We start from the raw sequence: 16,963 nt of genomic DNA, 5'->3' as shown, positions 1-16,963 counted from the left end.
CAACCCTACGGCCCCGCGTGGCCCCCGTGTGTCGGCTCCTCACCCGGTTTAGCCTGTCGCCGATGACTGAGCCAGACTTTCTCCGACGTACCCGCCACGGCTACGACACGATCGCGGCCGACTACACGGCCACCTTCGCCGGCGAGATCGAAGAACTACCGTTCTTCCGCGCGATGCTGACCGCCTACGCCGAGCTGGTGCTGGCCGACGGTGGGGGAGAGGTGATGGAGGTCGGCAGCGGACCGGGCGAGACCACGGCCTTCCTGCACGACCGGGGGCTCTCCATCTCGGGTCTCGACCTGTCGCCGGAGATGGTGAGGATCGCGCGCGCGGACCAGCCCCACCTGTCGTTCTCCGTGGGCTCGATGCTCGAGCTGCCGTACGCCGACGGGGCGCTGGCCGGCGTGGTGACCTGGTATTCGCTGATCCATCTCCCGCAGGAACGGTTGCCCGACGCTCTCGACGAGTTCCACCGCGTACTCCGCCCGGGTGGGCACCTCGCCGTGGCCTTCCAGATGGGTGACGGCGTACGCCGGATCGACGAGCTGGGCGGTCACGCGATCGAGCTGGACTTCCACCGCATCGACCCCGAGAGGTTCGCAATCCTGTTGCAGGAAAGGGGATTCGACGTGGTGGCGTCGCTGGTGCGGGCCCGGCTCGAGGACGAGAAGACCCCGCACGCACACCTCGTGGCGCGCAGGCGATAGGCCGCAGGTCAGCCCAGACGCGGACCCAGCACCAGCTCGACGAACCGCTCACCGATCAACTCGTGAGTGGCGGCGTCGGGGTGCAGCCCGTCCGGCAAGGGCAGGTCGGCGGCGTCGACAACGCCGTAGAGCTCGGTGCCGTCGACGTGGTGGAGGTGCGGGTCGTGCGCCGACCGGTCGGCGACGATGCGGGCCAGCTCGTCGCGGATGACGCGCAGCGTCAGCTTGCCCGCCGGCACCTCGGCCGGGTTGCCGGTGGCCACGAAGCGCATCTCACCCCGGCCGAGCGCCTCCATGTCCGGGCCGCTCGGGCCGGGCGTCTCCTCGTGGATCGGGCAGAGCACCGACGAGATCACGACCAGCGGAGTCGTCGGGTGGCCCTCGCGGATCGTGTCCAGGAAGCCATGCACCGCCGGGGCGAAGGCGCGCAGGCGCATCGCGTCGAGGTTGATCACGTTGATCCCGATCTTCACCGTCACGAGGTCGGCCGGGGTGTCGCGCATCGCCCGCGCCGTGAACGGGTCCAGCACGGCGCCGCCGCCGAACCCGAGGTTGACCAGCTCGACCCCGGCCCGGCGTGCGGCGATTGCCGGCCAGGTGCCGGTCGGGTTGGGTGAGTCGGTGCCGTGGCTGATCGAGCTGCCGTGATGCAGCCAGACCGGACGATCCGAGGGCGCGGCAACCTCGAGTGGCGCATCACTGCGCAGGGCGACCAGCTCGGCGGTCTCGTTGTGAGGCAGCCAGATCTCGACGTCCTTGTCGCCGTCCGGCAGACCGTCGAAGCGCACGGTGCCGGGGTCCCCGACATCGTGGGAGAAGGTGCCGGCGGTCATGTCGATGGTGATCGTGTTGCCGCCCGTGACGCTTCCTCGACCGATCACGTCACCGTCGACCGCCAGCTCGTAGACGCCGTCGGGACGCGGCGGCGCTCCGACGTACACGCGCTTGGTCGGCACGGAGTCCAGCTCGATCCAGGAGGCTGAGGTGCGGAACGCGATGCGGCAACCCGAGGGCTGAGCCTCTGCCATCCTCAGCTGCTCGTCGTTGACCTGAGCACGTGCCTTCGGCGGCAGCCGGTGGGGGAGTACGCCACGTTCGGTCGTCTCGATGTCAAGGGCTCCGCGGATCAGGTCGGCGGTGACGGGCGTGGTGAGGCTCTGCATGGTGGGCTCCGTGACGGGTCGGCTGGTCGGGTCCGATGCATGACCGGAACTCATCGCGACCAGTGTGTCTGGTGGGGCCTCTCGAACGCGACCGGGTTTTCGACTCCTGGCCGGCGTCGCGCGAGTAGTGTCGGTAGCACGTGGGCGCTCCCTTGAGCGACCCGGTGTCATCGCTCGGCTCAGGGCAGCGCTCTCCTCGCGCTGACGAACGACTCAGTTCGGCCGCACCGTCAGTGACTGGGACACCGTGCCGACGGGGCCGTGGACGTCGTGGATCACGCTGCTGGTGAGGCCGAGCCCACCCGCTCCGAACGAGACGCTGGTGTCGAAGCCGACCCACTCGCCTCGCGGCTCGGTGAAGAAGTGCGCGGTCAGGTCGACGTTGGGGAAGGCCACATGCGTCGGGTCCTCTCGCACGGTCATCCCGTTGGCGATGTCGAGCAGGCCGGTGAACCGAGCCAGTTCGCTGGTCTTCTCGTTCGCGATGAGAGGCAGGGGAGTGCGCGCCCAGAACGTGCCACGCCCCGGCGCCTCCTGGACACGACGCAGCTCGGCGGATGCAATGAAGCCGCCCGGCCACAGGCTCGACGGGTTCCATGCAGGCATGTCGTCGGGTCCGGGGATCCGGGGGAGCGGGGTGCCTTCGATCCCGGTGGTGTCGCGGGGTTCGAGCAGCCAGGCGCGCAGGATCACGCCGGCCCGCCCGGCGTACGACGCGGTGGCCTGCACGAGTTCGATGGTGCGCCCGGGGCGGATCACCTCGACCTCGACGTCCATGACGTCGACCGGCAGCGTGCCGAGGATGTCGTAGGAGAGCCGGCTGACCACCAGTCGGTCCGTACGACGTTCGGCGTGGTCGGCCTCGACGGCGTGCGCCAGCAGCCCTAGGGCCGGGGCGATGTGCTGGGTCGTGACGTCCCAGGCACCGCTGACGTGTTCGGTGGCCCGGAAGCGGGTCGCTCCGAGCCGCTCGAAGTAAGCCATGGTCGCCTCCTGTGGCGTGACGAGTCAGGGACGAGTGACGGTGAGGGTCACGTCGCCGAAGTCGCCCGACTGGACGATGACCTTCAGCTCACTGCTCTCGTAGGCCACGGGATCGACGACAGCGGACTTGCTCCGCGTCAGGCCCAGTTCTGGGAGCGCCGTGTCGTAGAAGGCCATGCCCTCGTCGGCCTCGACCCCGCCGACGTGGAAGAACACCATGTCGGCGGTGACGTTCTCGTCCTCGACGGTGCCGCCCGGCGGAATCGGCAGCGAGTGGATCGGCCAGCCCTCGGGCAACGCGTGGCCGCCACCCGAGCTTTCCGACTCGGTGGGAGAGGTCGACGAGTCGGGCGTGGAGTCGGACGTGGTGTCGTCGTCGGAGCAGGCGCCGGTGAACGCGAGCGCGGTGACGGCGGCGGCGCTGGCGAGCGCGCGCATGGTGCGGGTCATGTGTGGGTCCCTTGATGAGAAGGCCGGGCGGGCCAGCGTAGAACGAGGCGGGAACCGGTTCGTCGACGGGCACGTCCGACTGTCATGACGATCACACGGGTTGCCCCTCGCCGACTCCTTCCCCTGGTCCTGCTCGCCCTGTGCGGTTGGCTGCTTGCCGCCTGTGGCGAGGAGGGCTCCGACCAGCAGGCGTCCGGTCCCGGCTCGGCCGAGCTCAAAGTGGTCTCTGAGGACTGGAGCGGGTGGAGCAAGGGGCAGGCCGATCCCAAGACCACCACGGTGGACGTCGCCGAAGGAGAGACGTTCGAGGTCGCCGTGGTGGGTGGCCCCATGACGTTCGAGGTCACCGAGATCCGCGATGACGGCATCACGGTCGAGACCGACCAGGCCATGTCGACGAAGCAGGACGGCGGCGGCATCAACCTGAACTCCGACGAGAAGGAGTTCGACGTCGACGACGGAACCTCGCTCGAGCTGACCACGCTCACCATGGACGCCGGGACCACGGTGACCCTCACGATCCTGTGACGGTGAGCTCGCTCGACTTTTGCGCTCGACGGCGCAGACCGGGTCTGGTTGTGTGGGTGGGTCACGCAACCTAGAGGCCGCTACAGCGGTCCAACTCGGGAGGAAACATGTCCATCGGCCTGATGCGCCGGATCGCACTGGTGTCCGCGGGAGCACTCGCACTACCCATCGGGGTTGCCGCCGCAGCACCGCCCGGAGCCGGCGACCCCGGCATCGGGGACCCGTACTACCCCCTCTACGGCAACGGCGGCTACGACGTCGCCCACTACGACATCGCGGTCTCCTACGACAAGGCCACCGACACGCTGGCCGGCACCACGACCGTCACCGCCACTGCCACCGACCGGCTCCGCAGCTTCGACCTCGACTTCGTGCTGCCGGTCTCATCCGTCCAGGTCAACGGCAAGGCGGCCGGTTTCACCGCGAAGCCGCACGAGCTCGTCGTCACCCCGCGCAGTCCGCTGCGGCCGGGCCAGACGATGAAGGTTCGAGTGGTCTACGCGGGGCAGCCTTCGAGCATCGAGGTCCCCGAGTACGGCGCCTCGCCGTGGATCCAGACCAGCACCGGAGCCGCAGCCGTCGGCGAGCCCGAGATCGCGGCCTGGTGGTACCCGTCGAACGACCATCCCCGCGACAAGGCCACCTTCGACGTCACGGTGACCACGCCCGCCGACCAGGAAGCGCTGAGCAACGGCGTCCTGGTCTCCAACGAGCTCCACGGCGACACCCGTGCCTGGCACTGGCGTGAGTCCAAGCCGATGGCGACCTACCTGGCCTTCTTCGCGTCCGGCCAGTACGACATCACCCAGAGCACCTCCCCGGCAGGACTGCCCGTGGTCACAGCGGTCGCCTCCGACGGCGGCGCGGAGGGGGAGTACGCCGCAGCTGATCTTGCGCGCACCCCCGAGGTCGTCGAATGGGCGTCGCTTCAGTGGGGCGCCTACCCCTTCGACGCCATGGGTGGCGTGGCACCCGCAGCCGACTTCGGCTTCGCGCTGGAGAACCAGACGCGTCCGGTCTACACCCGGGGCTTCTGGCGTGGCGGGCCCAACATCTACGTGGTCGTGCACGAGCTCGCCCACCAGTGGTACGGCGACTCGGTGTCGGTGCACAACTGGCGCGACATCTGGCTCAACGAGGGCTTTGCGTCCTTCACGGAGTGGCTGTGGTCCGAGGACCACGGCGAGGGCACGGGTGCCGAGCTCTTCGACGAGTACTGGGACTACTACCAGGGCAACGACGCGTTCTGGACCAGGGTCATCGGTGACCCCGGTGCCGGGCACGAGTTCGCGGGTGCCGTCTATGACCGCGGTGCCATGACCCTGCAAGCCCTGCGGGTGCGGATCGGCGACGCCGCCTTCTTCGCCACCATGCGTGACTGGGCCGCCGATCACCGCTACGGGAACGCCGAGATCTTGGAGTTCATCACTCTCGCCGAGACGAACTCCGGTGAGGACCTGGCGTCGTTCTTCGACGCCTGGCTCTACCAGCCCACCAAGCCGGAGATGACACCGGAGAACGGCTTCCCGGCAGGGTTCGCCGGCTCCCAGCGCAGCGTCACGAGCGAGAAGTCGGCGCCCGCGTCGTTCACGAAGATCCAGCGCACCCACCGCCAGTTGATCGCCGCCGAGCTCGGCCGCTGACGGATCCGCGGCGCTGGTCCTGGCCCGGGTCGGGACCAGCGCTGCCGGAGTGCGCCGCCGGAGTCAGCGCCGTTCGACTGAACCTTTCGCGAACCGTCGTCGTGTTCTCGGGTGTGGGACATGCTGGAGTTGACCGGACGGTCGCGGAGGCACGGTGGTGACGCAAGAGGCAGACCTGATGCGGGCCCTGCACGACGAGCACGCTCCCGCGCTGTGGGCCTACGCCCTGGCCTTGACCAACGGCGACCGCGGCCGGGCCGAGGACGTCGTGCAGGAGACGTTGCTGCGCGCCTGGCGTCACCCGGAGGTCCTGGCGCGCTCCAGCGGCTCCGCGCGAGGGTGGCTGTTGACGGTGGCGCGGCGCATCACGATCGATGAGTGGCGCAGCAGCGTGCGGCACCCTGAGGTGGTCACCGACTCACCTCCGGAGCCGCCGTCGCACGACGAGACCGACGCCGCCCTCCAGGCCTGGCTCGTCGCCGACGGACTCCAGCGGTTGTCGAGTGCCCATCGCGACGTGATCGTGGAGTGCTACTACCGCGGCCACACGACGGCCGAGGCAGCGCGTCGTCTCGGGGTGCCCGACGGGACCGTGAAGTCGCGTCTCCACTATGCGCTGACCTCGCTGCGCCTGGTGCTCCAGGAGATGGGGGTCGAGGATGACTGACGACTACTCGACGTACGACGCGGCGTACCTCCTCGGCGCATTGAGCCCCGAGGAGCGCCGCGACTTCGAAACGCACCTGCGTGGCTGCGCCGACTGCTCCGCGAGTGTCACTCGTCTCAGCGGGTTGCCGGGACTCCTGGCCAAGGCGCCGCAGCCCGACCTGGTCGACGCCCCGGGTCCGGTGCCCGAGAGCCTGCTGCCCGCACTGCTTGCCGAGGTGGCCCGCCGTCGCGCGCGCAGGCGACGCGTCGTGCTTGTCGCGACAGCAGCAGCTGTGATCATCGCCATCGCGGCTGGCGCCTTCATCGGCCTCCGGCCGCCCCCGCCGGACACCGACCCGAGCGCGATCGAGATGACTGCTGTCGCGGCCGGAAGCCCGGTTCAGGCCGAGGCCGTCCTTGACGCCAAGGCCTGGGGCACTCATATTCGCCTGCATTGCTGGTACCGCGACACGTCCAGCTATCGGCCGGGCACCTACCGACTGGTCGTCACCGACAACGACGGCACCGTCCAGCAGCTGGCGACCTGGGCGGTCGTACCGGGGGAGACGACGACCGTTGACGGGTCGACCTCCCTGGACCTCGACGAGATCGCCACGGTCGAGGTGCGCAACCGCACGGACAAGGCCGTGCTCACCCTGTCGCCCTGACCCACTGGAGATCCCATGAAAATCAACAAGCTGATCCTGGTCGTGCTCGTCGTACCCGGCCTGGCCACGACCCTTGTGGCCTGTGGCAACGATGGTGGTTCCGACGACGACACCGCCGGCTCCGACACGAACACCGGACCGCTCGCGGTCCGCAGCGTCGGCAGCGCCGGCGACGTGTACGTCGACGCAGACGGCCGCGCGGTCTACGTCGCCGAGGAGGAGAAGTCGGGCAAGGTGCTGTGCACCGACTCCTGCCTCGACGTCTGGAAGCCGGTGATCGCGTCCGGCTCGGCCACGACCGGTGACTTCGGCACCCTGACCCGGCCCGACACTGACGAGAAGCAGGTGACCTTCGAGGGCGCCCCGGTCTACACCTTCACATTGGAAGGATCCGGCGAGGTCACCGGGAACGACGTGACCGACGAGTTCGACGGCGTGAGCTTCACCTGGCACGTCGTGGACGCCGGGGGAGCGGCCCCGTCGGACACGTCGTCCAGTCCTGACACGGGAAACGGCTACGACTACTAGGAGCTGGCGGCGGCAAGGAACGCCTCGGCCGAACATGCGAGGATCCGGCAATGCCCCTCAATGTCGCCGTTGTCGCCGAAGCCCTCGCCGACTCTCGACCCGAACGGCGGGTGCTCGTGGCGATCGACGGTGTCGACGGGAGTGGGAAGACCACCTTCGCCCAGTCGCTGGCAGACCAGCTGCGGGTGCTCACACGAAGCGTCCTGGTGATCCATGTCGATGACTTCCTCCACACGAGCTCCGTGCGTCACAGGCAGGGCCGGAACTCACCCGAGGGCTACTTCCACGACAGCTACGACTACGGGTCCCTGACCCGGCACGTGCTCGAGCCCCTCGGCCCGGGCGGAGACGGCTGGTTCCGCGGCGGCGTGGTCGACCGTGCTCGAGACGTCGTGGTGCCTCACCCGCGGCAGTACGCCGGCCACGGGACCATCGTCCTCGTCGAGGGACTGTTCCTCCTTCGGGATGAACTCTTCGGCCGGTGGGACCACTCCATCTTTCTCGACGTCGAGACAGAGATTTCCCTTGCCCGCAAGGGGAAACGCGATGGCCTGGAGCTTGACTCGGCCGATCCACTGACGCGACGCTACGTCGAGGGTCAGCGTCTCTATCTCGACTCCTGCCGACCACGGCAGCGAGCAACCTGGGTCATCGACAACGGCGGATCGGGCGACGCGACCCGCACGACCTGAGGGCTCACCTTCAAGGGGTCCAGTCGTCCCAGTCCCGCCACCAGTGGTCACCGTCGCGCAAGGCATCCTCGACTCCAGCCGCGGCACACAAGACGTCAGTCACCGTCTGCTCCGTGATGCGACCTTCGGTGCGTTGGTGATGGAGGTCGGTGACGTCCTTCCACTCCCGGGTTCCGTCCGCCCGGATGATCAGGTCGAGTCCGTGGTCGTCGGTGTCGATGCCCGTCGAGCTCCTGATGACCGGAGCCTCGAAGTTGACGTACCAGTGCCGGAATGTGCCGTCGTGGGCGAAGACCTTCCAGACGCTGTAGAGGTCGCCGGCGCGGTAGAGCTGCAAGACGATCGTCTCGCCCCACTCCGTGCGCCCAGACCAGGGATGCGGCCCGTGTGGATGGTCCGGGAAGTGGAATGCGGAGCCGGGGTCCACCCGAATCGCCAGGACGTCGCCGACGTCGTGTACGACGACTGCAGGTTGCGCGAACCAGAGCTGTCCGTGGAGGACCTCGCGCCGTTGAAGGGTCGTCCCCGGTTCGAATCGCGTCATCTCGCACGATGCTAGGCCGGTTGCGACGGGGTCTGTGTAGTTTGGCGCGTGTGAACAGCTACGTCGAGCAGTTCCCGCTGCGGGACCCATGACACAGGCAACGGGCGCCGAGCTGTCGGATGTGGAGGTCGCGATCTCAGCTGCCGAGGCCGGTGCGGCCAAGGTTCGAGAGGCGTACGGCGGGGTGGTGATCCGTCATGCCAAGTCGGGCAACGACTTCGCCACGGACACCGATCTCGCCGCCGAGCGCGTGATCCGCGAGGTTCTCGCCGTACGGCGACCCGCAGACGGCTTCCTGGGGGAGGAGACCGGTGAATCACGAGGCGCAGCCAGCCGCCGCTGGCTGGTGGACCCACTCTGCGGCACCTTGAACTTCGCGGCGCAGACACCACTCGTGGCCGTGAACGTCGCGTTGATCGGCGAGAGGGGCACTCTGGCAGCTGCCTCGACTGATCCGATCGCGGGGGAGACCTTCTGGAGCGACAGTGTGGCCGCGTGGGTCCGCAAGGACGGCGTCGACGAGAGGGCGCTGCCGTCGGTGGCCTCCAGGCTCGTCGACGTCAACTGCGATGGTCCGCTCGACCGCTCCTTCGTGGGGCCTCAGCTGCTTGCCGATCCGGAGTTCAGAGCGGCGTTCGGACCGCGGGTCGTCTCCTCGACGCTGGCGGTCGCCTGGGTCGCGGCCGGTAGGAGAGCGGGTTACGTCAGCGACGGCGGATTCGTGGACAACGTGCACTTCGCGGCCGGGATCGAGCTGTGCCGGGCAGCCGGCTGCGTGGTGACCGACCTGGCCGGTGGTTCGCTCGGCGAAGGCAGAGGCCTGCTCGTCGCGGCGGACGATTCGACCCACCGGCAGTTGCTCAGCATCGTGCGGCCACATCTTGTTGCTCTCACTGCTGGGAAGGGATCACGAAGGTGAAGAAGTACATCCTCTTCGATCATGACGGCGTTCTTGTGGACACCGAGTTCTGGTACTACAAGGCCGGTGAACGTGCCCTTGCGGACATCGGTTTCACCCTCGACAAGGAGGAATACCTGCGGGGGATGGGCAACGCGATCGGCACGTGGGCCCAGGCCAGGGCGGCAGGAATCGATGAGCAGACCCTCGACCGGCAACGGGAGGTTCGCGATCACTACTACCAGGAACACCTGCAAACCGAAGCCATCGAGATAGAGGGCGTCGTCGACGCCCTTGCTGAGCTCTCGAAATACGTGCGCATGGGCATCGTGACGACTGCCAAGCGCGTGGACTTCGAGATCATCCACAAGAAGCGTCACATCCGACAGTTCATGGACTTCGTCCTGGTTCGCGAGGACTACAACCTCGCAAAGCCGCATCCAGAGCCGTATCTCACCGGCTTGCGGCGCTTCGGAGCCGGAAAGGAAGAAGCGCTGGTCGTCGAAGATTCGTCGCGAGGGCTCAACTCAGCCGTGGCGGCCGGTATCGACTGCGCCATCGTTCACAACGACTTCACCAAGTCACAGGACTTCTCCCGGGCCACTCATCGAATCAGTTCCCTGAGTGAATTGACGGGCATCGTCCTCGACTCGAGATGAGCCGGGGGAGCAGGTGTCATCATCGACACGGGCCGGCACGCGTCCGTGGCTCCTGGTGGGCACCCTGCGCCGCGGTCGACGCGGTGGTGGTCGGCTCCGGCATCGAACCGCGTGATCTGACCCTCTCAGAGGTGAATGACACGTCTGTCTATCACTTTGATGGACTTCGACGCATCACGTTTCCCGAGACCTTCAATGAGGCGCGCGCCGAAGCGCTGGCACCCGTCGGCGGCGAACCGCCCGATCGTGACGACGTGTGGTGGCCCGCGCATCCGGACCACGCATCGTTTCTGGAGTGACCTTGCACAGGCGGCTCGAGCGGCCCAGGGCATCGATCTCCCGAGGTAATCACCTGTATTAGTGGACAGCCTGCGTATCAAGTCCGGTCGTATTGCACCGCTCGATCCGCACACTCAACGCGGCACGAGCGGACGGTTCTCTCTGACCCAGCTGCCAAACCGAGATCAGAACTTCGGCGGCCCGCCGTCTGTGAGGACCGAGCGTCGGGGGACGGGAGGCGCCCGCCCCGATGTCGGTCACCGAACTGGCCTTTGAGCGTGGCAGCTCTACGGAGTGGTGGGTGTGTCCTCGAACCACGAGACGGTGTTGAGGTCGCGCGAGGTGAAGATGCCGTCCCAGTGATCAGCGCGCTCGTGGTTCATCGGAAGGCGCATCCGTTGCTGACGCCGAGGCGGCGGAAGATGACGGCTGCGGGGCAGAAGCCGGTGATGGACGACTGGAGCAGGTTGAGTCCGACGAAGGCGGTCAGCAGCAGCCACCACGGTGACACGAGGGCCACCAGAAGTGCGCTGAGCAGGGTCACGGTGCCGGCGAGGAGGAGGACGGCGCGGTCGAGGTTCATGCCTTGGCTCCGAAGAAGCGGCTGAAGAAGCCGGCGCCGCCCTGGTGGGGGTGCCCGCCGCACCGGTCGGCGCGTGGGACGCGGGCGAGGACCTGGTCGACGTGCTGGCCGCAGCCTGCCCAGGTGGTCTTACCGCACTTCTTGCAAGGGACTGCTCGGCACATGGTGGAGCTCCTTCGGTTCGAGGGTGGCACCGCGAGGGTGAAGGTGGTCGGGGTGGTCCGGACGCCTGCGGGGACAAGGCGGGCGTCCGGACCAGTTGCCGCGACGCTTGGGTACGCGTGGGGATACGTCGCGGCGCTCGAGGGGTGATCAGCCGTGCGAGAACGTGATGGTCGGCAGCACCTTGCGCAGCCAGGCCGGCGACCACCAGGCCGCCTTGCCAGTGAGGCGCAGCATGACGGGCAGCAGCACAAGCCGCACGAGGAAGGCGTCGAGCAGCACGGCGACGCCGAGGACGATGCCCATCTCCTTGGGGGGAAGCGGGCCGGAGAGCGCGAAGGTGAAGAAAACCGCGACCATGACCGCGCCGGCAGCGAAGATGACCCGGCCGGAGTGGGCAAGTGATCCGACCATCGCGTCCTTAGGGTCGCCCGAGTGCTCGTAGTGCTCCTTGGCCGAGGCGAGCAAGAACACCGTGTAATCCATCGCGATCGCGAAGATCATTGCGAAGAAGAACACCGGCGCCCACGCGTCGAGGAAGCCCTGGCTCTCGAAACCGAAGAAGTCGGCGCCGATGCCTTCCTGGAAGATCAGCCGTGCCACGCCGAAGGCGGCGGCGGTCGAAAGCAGGCTGGCCAACGTGCCGAGCAACGAGATCAGCGGCGCTTGCAGCGCCACCAGCAACAGCAGGAAGCCGAGCAAGAGGACGACGACGATCACCAGCGGCGTGGAGTCGTCGAGCTGGGCCTTGAGGTCGAGGTTCTCGACCGCCGCGCCTCCGACGAGCGCGCTCGACGGCAGGTCGGCGCGCAGCCGGTCGACAGTGTCCCTGAGGGCGGGGTCGGACGGGTCGACGGTCGGGACGGCCTGGATGAGGACCAGCCCGCTGTCGTCGGCCGCCGGCATGGCGGGCATCGCCCCGGCGATGCCGGGGTCGGAGGCGAGCACGGTCTTCGCGGCGTCGGCGTCGGAGGCCTTCATCACGATCTGCAGCGTGCCGGGTGCACCTTCACCGAAGGACTCCTGGACCAGGTCGTAGCCGATCCGGGCGCTGGCGTCCTCGGGCAGGACCTTGATGGAGGGCATGGCGGTCTTGAGACCGATGATCGGTGCGGCGAGTGCGAGCAGCACGATGAGCGCGCCCAGGCCCCAGACGACGGGGCGCTTCCAGAGTCGCTCACCCCACGCGGCGAACTTCGGGGAGCGGTGCTCCCCGGTCTTGACCCAGGGCAGGGACAGCTTGTTGATCTTGTGGTCGAGCTTGAACAGCACCAGCGGCAGCAGGGTGAGTGTTGCGGCCAGGACGAAGACGACCGAGAGCATGATCCCGCCGGCCATCGAGCGGAAGGACGGCGAGGGCACCAGCATCACCGCCGACAGCGAGATCAGGACTGTGGCGCCGGAGAGCAGGACCGCCTTGCCTGCGGTGTCCATGGTCTCGGCGACGGCCTGGCGTGCGGCGTTGCCCGAGCCCATGCGGGAGGCGCGGTAGCGCACCACGAGGAACAGTGCGTAGTCGATGCCGAGCGCCAGGGCGAACATCATCGCGAAGTTCATCGCCCAGATGGAGACCGGGACGAGCTCGTTGATGAGGACCAGCGAGCCGGTGGAGGCGACCAGACCGGCGAGGGTCAGTATCAGGGGGAGGCCTGCGGCGACCAGAGCGCCGAAAGCGAGCACCAGGATCGCCATCGTGACGGGCCAGGAGACCATCTCGGACTTCAGCATCGCCTCGAGGTTGGCCTCGTTGAAGTCCGACCAGAGCAGCGAGGAGCCGGTCGGGTTGACCTGGACGCCCTCGACAGAAAGGTCCTGGAGGTCGCCCTTGAGATCGGTGGCGACACGAACCATCTCGTTGGTGTCGGCACCCGCGCCCGCAAGGATGATCGCGGTACTGCCGTCCTGGCTGATGGTCGCGCCGGGCATCGGCTGGATCACCTCAGCGATGCGCGGCTCGGCCTCGAGCACCCGGGTCACCTCGGCGAGGACCTCGGCGCCGGGGCCCTCGGTGACGGATCCGTCCGTGGAGTGCACGACGACCTGGATGGCCGAGGAGGCGTTGCCGCCGAAGCTCTCCTGGGCCAGCTCGCGCGCAGCGACGGACTCCGAGCCGTCGGCCTGCCAGCCGGCGCCGGACAGATTGTGCTCGACCTGGGGGGCGAAGGCGCCCAATCCGATGATGAGCAGCAGCCAGACGCCGGTGACGAGCTTGGCGTGGTTGGTGACCCAGAGGCCGAGGCGGCCGAGGGGTCCGGGGCGGAAGCCGCGAGTGAAGTCGGGGGAGGCGCCCTTCGATCGGGCGGTGGTGGTGCTCATGAGTGTTCCGTTCGATGAGGGTTGAGCGGTGGGTGTGTGATTAAAGAAGGGCGGGAGCCGCCCGGGCTGCCGTGTAGACGGCGACGCCGAGGACCAGGACGGCGAAGGCGGCCTGGAGGCGGTTGGTGCCGACACGGTCGGCGAGGCGTGCCCCTACAACGGCTGCTGCCGCCGATGTTGCGGTGAGGACGGCGACGGACGTCCAGTCCGGCGCGGCGTAAGAGCCGGCCCGGACGGTCAGCGCTGCGGCGCTGGTGATGGTGATGACCACCAGCGACGTTCCGGCGGCGTACTCCATCGGCAACGCGAGGGCGAGCAGGAGGGCGGGCACCACGAGGAAGCCGCCGCCCACGCCCAGAAAACCGGTCAGCGCGCCGACGACGGTGGCGGTCACCAGCACCTTGAGCGCCCGGGGGCACTGGCAGGCGAACGTCGGGCTGAACGTGATGATCGGGTCATCCAGGGCGGGCCGCGCGGCGTGCCGAGAGTCGTCTCCGCGACGGTGGCGTAGCTGGCGCCAGGCCAGCATCCCGCCAACCAGCAGCATCAAGGCGGCGAAGGCGGCCAACAGGACCTCCTCGGAGACCCGGCTGGACGCCTCCGCTCCCGCCACCGCCCCGCCGATCGCGACCAGGCCGAAGACCAGACCGCGGCCGAGCAGCACGTTGCCCGCGCGGTGTGCGGCGATCGCCCCGATCAGGGAGGTGACGCCGACGACCACCAGCGACCCGGTCGTCGCCTGGGAGGCGGACTGATCGAGCAGGTACACCAGCACCGGCACCGCCAGGATCGAGCCGCCGCCACCGAGTGCCCCCAGGGACAGGCCGATGAGCGCGCCAGCGGCGACGGCGAGGAGCAGCGTCATCTCAGGCGTCGGCGCCGTCAGTGGTGTCGGTGGTGTCGCCCTTGGGGCTCACCAGGTGCAGACCGACCTTCTCAGCGTTCTCGAAGGAGTCGTCGACCGCGACCGGGGTGCGGCCGGCGGCGGCGACGAACGAGGCGGCGAGCGAGGCGCGGTAGCCGCTGGCGCAGTGCACCCACACCTCACCGGCCGGCACCTCGCCGACGCGGCGGGGCAGCTCGTGGATCGGGATGTTGACCGCACCGGCGATCGCTGCCCCCTCGTGCTCGTCGGCACGTCGCACGTCGAGCACGACGACGTCGCGGTGGTGGCGCACCTGCGCCAGGTCGGCGAAGGTGGCGGTGGGGAAGCTGCCCAGCTCGCCCTCAGTCCAGTCCTGCGGTCCGCCGGTGGCTCGGGCTGCGGGCCGGTCGATCCCGATCCGGACCAGCTCGCGCTGGGCGGTGGCCACGTCCTCAGCGGTCTCGCCGAGCAGAGTCACAGCGGTGCCCCACTCGATCAACCAACCCAGGTAGGTCGAGAAGGCACCGTCGAGTCCGAAGTTGAAGGTTCCGGGGGCATGTCCGGCGGCGAAGGCCTTGCGGTTGCGCAGGTCCACCACCCACTCGCCCGCCTCGATCCGGCGCCGCAGCTCGGTTGCGTCGGCCTCCTGCACCGGGGAGAGGTCGGGCGCGGACGGACCGGCGGCGTTGGCGGGTCCCATGTGCACGTAGTACGCCGGCCAGGCACCGAGACCCTCTAGCAGCTCGCGGACGTAGGTCTCCTCGTCCTGGGTCAGGACCGGGTTCGAGCGTTTCTCGTCGCCGATCGTCGAGGCGGTGGCATCGGACTGGGTGGCGGAGCAGAAGGACCCGAACCCGTGGGTCGGGTAGACCTCGGCCTCGTCGGGCAGCTGCTGGGCGAGCTTGTGCGCCGACGCGTGCTGGTGGCGCACCAGGGCGTCGGTGTGCTCCTCGCCGAGCAGGTCGGGTCGACCGGTGGCACCGTAAAGCAGCGAGCCGCCGGTGAACACGGCGTACGGCTCCTCGCCGTCAGGCCCATCGACCGAGAGCGCGTAGGACAGGTGGGTGAAGGTGTGACCGGGGGTGGCGATCGCGCGGACGCGCATCCGGTCGCCGACCTCGACGACCTCGCCGTCGACGATCGGGGTGCGGTCGAAGGACACCTCGTCCTCGCCGTTGACCAAGTAGGCCGCTCCGGTTGTCTGCGCGAGCGCCAGGCCACCGGTGACGTAGTCGTTGTGGATATGGGTCTCGAAGACGTGGGTCAGTCGCACGCCGTCGGCCTCGAGCACCTCCACTACCCGGTCGATGTCACGCTGAGGGTCGACCACCAGGGCGACCGCGCCGTCGTGAACCACGTAGGTGCGGTCCCCGAGCGATGGGGTCTCAAGGGTGCGCACGGTCAGCCCCTCGGCCGGCCGCTGCTGAGCCTCCTCGGTCGCCGAGGCCGGCGCGGGGGTCTCGGTGGTGGTGTCGTCAGTCATGTTTGCCTCACTTCTCGATCGGTCGCCCGGAGCGGACCCAGGCGCTGGTGCCGCCGGCGACGTTGATCGCCTCGAAGCCGTTGGCGGTCAGAACGTCGACCATCGCACTGCTGCGGTTGCCCGAGGCGCACACCACGTGCACCGGTCGGTTCCGCCCGATCTCGCCCAGTCGGGCCGTCAGCTGACCCATCGGGATGTTGATCGCACCGGGCACGTGGCCCTCGCGGAACTCCGCAGGCTCACGGACGTCGACGACAGGCGCGCCCTGGTCGAGCGCCGCAGCGAGCTGGTCGACGGTGGTCTCACGCATAGAAGAACTCCTTTGCTGGCTTGTCGAACTGCACAACATAACCCCCCGGGGGGTTATGCTCCAGACGTTAGCACATCCCCCAGGGGGGTTGTATAGTTGTGGGTGCAGCTCAGCCACGGACCTCGTGGTCGGTACCCGGGAGGAAGTGACCCATGACGCAGTACACGCTCAAGACCACGGTGCGCCGCCCCTATGACGAGACCGTCGAGGCGGTGCGCGCCGAGCTCTCGGCCGCGGGATTCGGCATCCTCACCGAGATCGACCTGAAGGCCACATTGAAGGCGAAGCTCGACGTCGACGTCGCGCCTCAGGTCATCCTGGGGGCCTGCCGCCCCGAGCTGGCCCACCAGGCGCTGCAGGCGGAACCCTCGATCGCCGCGCTGCTGCCCTGCAACGTCGTCGTCCGGGCCGTCGACGAGACCACCACCGTCGTCGAGGCCTTCGACCCCGACGCCATGATGTCCCTCGCTGCCCACGACCAGGCCGGCGACACCCTCCGCACCGTCGCGACCGACGCACGACAGCGGCTGACCGCGGCCCTGGCCGCACTGGAGAACAACTGATGGACCTCGAACCCACCGAGATCAAGGCGATCATCACCCGCATGAAGCGCGCCAACGGCCACCTCGCCAGCGTGATCCGGATGATGGAAGAGGGGTCGGACTGCGAGTCCGTCCTCACCCAGTTGGCCGCCGTCAACAAGGCGCTCTCCCGCGCCGGCTACGCCATCGTCGCCACCGGCCTGCAGCAGTGCCTCACCGAGACCGACGAGGGTCTCGACGGCGTGGACGTCAAGAAGATGGAGAAGCTCTTCCTCGCACTGGCTTAAGGCGGTGTGGGCCGGACGGTTCCG

The 16,963-nt window shown here is 68.5% G+C and carries 22 protein-coding genes; 12 read left to right on the top strand and 10 right to left on the bottom strand.

All coding sequences use genetic code 11. The features are described 5' to 3' along the window. Positions 1-62 precede the first annotated feature (62 nt). A complete protein-coding gene (locus ASH02_RS05190; RefSeq protein ID WP_057294386.1) occupies positions 63-707 on the top strand; it encodes a class I SAM-dependent methyltransferase in 645 nt (214 codons plus the stop codon). An 8-nt stretch (positions 708-715) separates the two neighbouring features. Here the strand turns inward: ASH02_RS05190 and ASH02_RS05185 are convergent, their stop codons facing one another. The 3 genes from ASH02_RS05185 to ASH02_RS05175 all read right to left on the bottom strand — a co-directional run bounded on the left by ASH02_RS05185 (position 716) and on the right by ASH02_RS05175 (position 3,304). Further along, positions 716-1,870: a GDSL-type esterase/lipase family protein gene (locus ASH02_RS05185; RefSeq protein WP_057294385.1), complete on the bottom strand. Its 1,155-nt coding sequence runs from the start codon at positions 1,868-1,870 to the stop codon at positions 716-718. Positions 1,871-2,083: 213 nt separating this feature from the next. Next, positions 2,084-2,854, bottom strand: coding sequence for a thioesterase family protein (locus ASH02_RS05180; RefSeq protein ID WP_056678320.1), 771 nt, complete (start codon positions 2,852-2,854; stop codon positions 2,084-2,086). A gap of 24 nt (positions 2,855-2,878) precedes the next feature. Next, a complete protein-coding gene (locus ASH02_RS05175) occupies positions 2,879-3,304 on the bottom strand; it encodes a hypothetical protein (protein ID WP_056678318.1) in 426 nt (141 codons plus the stop codon). Between the two features lie 84 nt (positions 3,305-3,388). On the opposite strand from ASH02_RS05175, the gene ASH02_RS05170 reads away from it, so the two are divergent. From ASH02_RS05170 to ASH02_RS05145, 6 genes are all read left to right on the top strand, one after another. Then, positions 3,389-3,832 (top strand): hypothetical protein, encoded by a 444-nt coding sequence (locus ASH02_RS05170; protein ID WP_056678313.1) that lies wholly within the window; start codon positions 3,389-3,391, stop codon positions 3,830-3,832. A 107-nt stretch (positions 3,833-3,939) separates the two neighbouring features. Further along, positions 3,940-5,475 carry a M1 family metallopeptidase gene (locus tag ASH02_RS05165; protein ID WP_056678311.1) on the top strand — a complete coding sequence of 512 codons (1,536 nt, stop codon included), beginning with the start codon at positions 3,940-3,942 and terminating at the stop codon, positions 5,473-5,475. Between the two features lie 157 nt (positions 5,476-5,632). Beyond that, the gene (locus tag ASH02_RS05160; protein ID WP_082563662.1) at positions 5,633-6,142 is read left to right on the top strand and encodes a sigma-70 family RNA polymerase sigma factor; all 510 of its coding nucleotides are present in this window, start codon (positions 5,633-5,635) and stop codon (positions 6,140-6,142) included. Further along, the gene (locus ASH02_RS05155; RefSeq protein WP_056678309.1) at positions 6,135-6,791 is read left to right on the top strand and encodes an anti-sigma factor family protein; all 657 of its coding nucleotides are present in this window, start codon (positions 6,135-6,137) and stop codon (positions 6,789-6,791) included. The genes ASH02_RS05160 and ASH02_RS05155 overlap by 8 nt, the downstream gene beginning before the upstream one ends. Before the next feature lie 15 nt (positions 6,792-6,806). Further along, entirely contained in the window at positions 6,807-7,319 is a 513-nt protein-coding gene (locus ASH02_RS05150) for a hypothetical protein (RefSeq protein ID WP_056678306.1), read from the top strand. Positions 7,320-7,369: 50 nt separating this feature from the next. Continuing rightward, positions 7,370-8,011, top strand: coding sequence for a hypothetical protein (locus ASH02_RS05145; protein ID WP_056678303.1), 642 nt, complete (start codon positions 7,370-7,372; stop codon positions 8,009-8,011). Positions 8,012-8,021: 10 nt separating this feature from the next. Here the strand turns inward: ASH02_RS05145 and ASH02_RS05140 are convergent, their stop codons facing one another. Then, positions 8,022-8,555, bottom strand: a complete 534-nt coding sequence (locus ASH02_RS05140) for a DUF402 domain-containing protein (protein ID WP_056678299.1) — start codon at positions 8,553-8,555, stop codon at positions 8,022-8,024. Between the two features lie 88 nt (positions 8,556-8,643). Between ASH02_RS05140 and ASH02_RS05135 the strand changes: the two genes are divergently transcribed. The 3 genes from ASH02_RS05135 to ASH02_RS25950 all read left to right on the top strand — a co-directional run bounded on the left by ASH02_RS05135 (position 8,644) and on the right by ASH02_RS25950 (position 10,411). Then, positions 8,644-9,474 (top strand): inositol monophosphatase family protein, encoded by an 831-nt coding sequence (locus ASH02_RS05135; protein WP_056678296.1) that lies wholly within the window; start codon positions 8,644-8,646, stop codon positions 9,472-9,474. Further along, a complete protein-coding gene (locus ASH02_RS05130) occupies positions 9,471-10,112 on the top strand; it encodes an HAD family hydrolase (RefSeq protein WP_056678293.1) in 642 nt (213 codons plus the stop codon). The genes ASH02_RS05135 and ASH02_RS05130 overlap by 4 nt, the downstream gene beginning before the upstream one ends. Positions 10,113-10,195: 83 nt before the next feature. Beyond that, complete coding sequence (locus ASH02_RS25950; protein ID WP_156393518.1) at positions 10,196-10,411, top strand: hypothetical protein; 216 nt, start codon at positions 10,196-10,198, stop codon at positions 10,409-10,411. A gap of 359 nt (positions 10,412-10,770) precedes the next feature. Here the strand turns inward: ASH02_RS25950 and ASH02_RS05125 are convergent, their stop codons facing one another. The 6 genes from ASH02_RS05125 to ASH02_RS05100 form a co-directional block, all read right to left on the bottom strand. Continuing rightward, positions 10,771-10,974 (bottom strand): YgaP family membrane protein, encoded by a 204-nt coding sequence (locus tag ASH02_RS05125; protein WP_057294384.1) that lies wholly within the window; start codon positions 10,972-10,974, stop codon positions 10,771-10,773. Beyond that, positions 10,971-11,138 (bottom strand): hypothetical protein, encoded by a 168-nt coding sequence (locus ASH02_RS26600; protein WP_200959080.1) that lies wholly within the window; start codon positions 11,136-11,138, stop codon positions 10,971-10,973. The genes ASH02_RS05125 and ASH02_RS26600 overlap by 4 nt, the downstream gene beginning before the upstream one ends. A gap of 148 nt (positions 11,139-11,286) precedes the next feature. Then, positions 11,287-13,452: an MMPL family transporter gene (locus ASH02_RS05115; RefSeq protein WP_057294382.1), complete on the bottom strand. Its 2,166-nt coding sequence runs from the start codon at positions 13,450-13,452 to the stop codon at positions 11,287-11,289. A gap of 40 nt (positions 13,453-13,492) precedes the next feature. Beyond that, on the bottom strand, positions 13,493-14,317 hold the full coding sequence (locus ASH02_RS05110; RefSeq protein WP_057294381.1) for a sulfite exporter TauE/SafE family protein: 825 nt from the start codon (positions 14,315-14,317) through the stop codon (positions 13,493-13,495). A 1-nt stretch (position 14,318) separates the two neighbouring features. Continuing rightward, positions 14,319-15,800 carry an MBL fold metallo-hydrolase gene (locus ASH02_RS05105; RefSeq protein ID WP_082620805.1) on the bottom strand — a complete coding sequence of 494 codons (1,482 nt, stop codon included), beginning with the start codon at positions 15,798-15,800 and terminating at the stop codon, positions 14,319-14,321. Between the two features lie 7 nt (positions 15,801-15,807). Then, positions 15,808-16,110, bottom strand: coding sequence for a rhodanese-like domain-containing protein (locus tag ASH02_RS05100; RefSeq protein ID WP_057294380.1), 303 nt, complete (start codon positions 16,108-16,110; stop codon positions 15,808-15,810). Between the two features lie 152 nt (positions 16,111-16,262). On the opposite strand from ASH02_RS05100, the gene ASH02_RS05095 reads away from it, so the two are divergent. Both ASH02_RS05095 and ASH02_RS05090 read left to right on the top strand, forming a co-directional pair. Then, the gene (locus ASH02_RS05095) at positions 16,263-16,673 is read left to right on the top strand and encodes a DUF302 domain-containing protein (protein WP_057294379.1); all 411 of its coding nucleotides are present in this window, start codon (positions 16,263-16,265) and stop codon (positions 16,671-16,673) included. After that, a complete protein-coding gene (locus ASH02_RS05090; protein ID WP_057294378.1) occupies positions 16,673-16,939 on the top strand; it encodes a metal-sensitive transcriptional regulator in 267 nt (88 codons plus the stop codon). The genes ASH02_RS05095 and ASH02_RS05090 overlap by 1 nt, the downstream gene beginning before the upstream one ends. Positions 16,940-16,963: the final 24 nt, after the last annotated feature.

The sequence above is a fragment of the Nocardioides sp. Soil796 genome, from assembly GCF_001429525.1.
GTDB lineage: Bacteria > Actinomycetota > Actinomycetes > Propionibacteriales > Nocardioidaceae > Nocardioides.
Note: the sequence above shows the minus strand (reverse complement) of the source record. Positions and strands in the feature narration are given on the sequence as shown.

Excerpts from the sequence above, each read along its gene's own strand:
- ASH02_RS05100 (WP_057294380.1), bottom strand. The coding sequence starts at position 16,110 with ATGCGTGAGACCACCGTCGACCAGCTCGCTGCGGCGCTCGACCAGGGC.
- ASH02_RS05090 (WP_057294378.1), top strand. The coding sequence starts at position 16,673 with ATGGACCTCGAACCCACCGAGATCAAGGCGATCATCACCCGCATGAAG.
- ASH02_RS05115 (WP_057294382.1), bottom strand. The coding sequence starts at position 13,452 with ATGAGCACCACCACCGCCCGATCGAAGGGCGCCTCCCCCGACTTCACT.
- ASH02_RS05150 (WP_056678306.1), top strand. The coding sequence starts at position 6,807 with ATGAAAATCAACAAGCTGATCCTGGTCGTGCTCGTCGTACCCGGCCTG.
- ASH02_RS05190 (WP_057294386.1), top strand. The coding sequence starts at position 63 with ATGACTGAGCCAGACTTTCTCCGACGTACCCGCCACGGCTACGACACG.
- ASH02_RS05140 (WP_056678299.1), bottom strand. The coding sequence starts at position 8,555 with ATGACGCGATTCGAACCGGGGACGACCCTTCAACGGCGCGAGGTCCTC.
- ASH02_RS05095 (WP_057294379.1), top strand. The coding sequence starts at position 16,263 with ATGACGCAGTACACGCTCAAGACCACGGTGCGCCGCCCCTATGACGAG.
- ASH02_RS05165 (WP_056678311.1), top strand. The coding sequence starts at position 3,940 with ATGTCCATCGGCCTGATGCGCCGGATCGCACTGGTGTCCGCGGGAGCA.
- ASH02_RS05185 (WP_057294385.1), bottom strand. The coding sequence starts at position 1,870 with ATGCAGAGCCTCACCACGCCCGTCACCGCCGACCTGATCCGCGGAGCC.
- ASH02_RS05125 (WP_057294384.1), bottom strand. The coding sequence starts at position 10,974 with ATGAACCTCGACCGCGCCGTCCTCCTCCTCGCCGGCACCGTGACCCTG.
- ASH02_RS05135 (WP_056678296.1), top strand. The coding sequence starts at position 8,644 with ATGACACAGGCAACGGGCGCCGAGCTGTCGGATGTGGAGGTCGCGATC.
- ASH02_RS05145 (WP_056678303.1), top strand. The coding sequence starts at position 7,370 with ATGCCCCTCAATGTCGCCGTTGTCGCCGAAGCCCTCGCCGACTCTCGA.
- ASH02_RS05175 (WP_056678318.1), bottom strand. The coding sequence starts at position 3,304 with ATGACCCGCACCATGCGCGCGCTCGCCAGCGCCGCCGCCGTCACCGCG.
- ASH02_RS05170 (WP_056678313.1), top strand. The coding sequence starts at position 3,389 with ATGACGATCACACGGGTTGCCCCTCGCCGACTCCTTCCCCTGGTCCTG.
- ASH02_RS05105 (WP_082620805.1), bottom strand. The coding sequence starts at position 15,800 with ATGACTGACGACACCACCACCGAGACCCCCGCGCCGGCCTCGGCGACC.
- ASH02_RS26600 (WP_200959080.1), bottom strand. The coding sequence starts at position 11,138 with ATGTGCCGAGCAGTCCCTTGCAAGAAGTGCGGTAAGACCACCTGGGCA.
- ASH02_RS05155 (WP_056678309.1), top strand. The coding sequence starts at position 6,135 with ATGACTGACGACTACTCGACGTACGACGCGGCGTACCTCCTCGGCGCA.
- ASH02_RS05180 (WP_056678320.1), bottom strand. The coding sequence starts at position 2,854 with ATGGCTTACTTCGAGCGGCTCGGAGCGACCCGCTTCCGGGCCACCGAA.
- ASH02_RS05110 (WP_057294381.1), bottom strand. The coding sequence starts at position 14,317 with ATGACGCTGCTCCTCGCCGTCGCCGCTGGCGCGCTCATCGGCCTGTCC.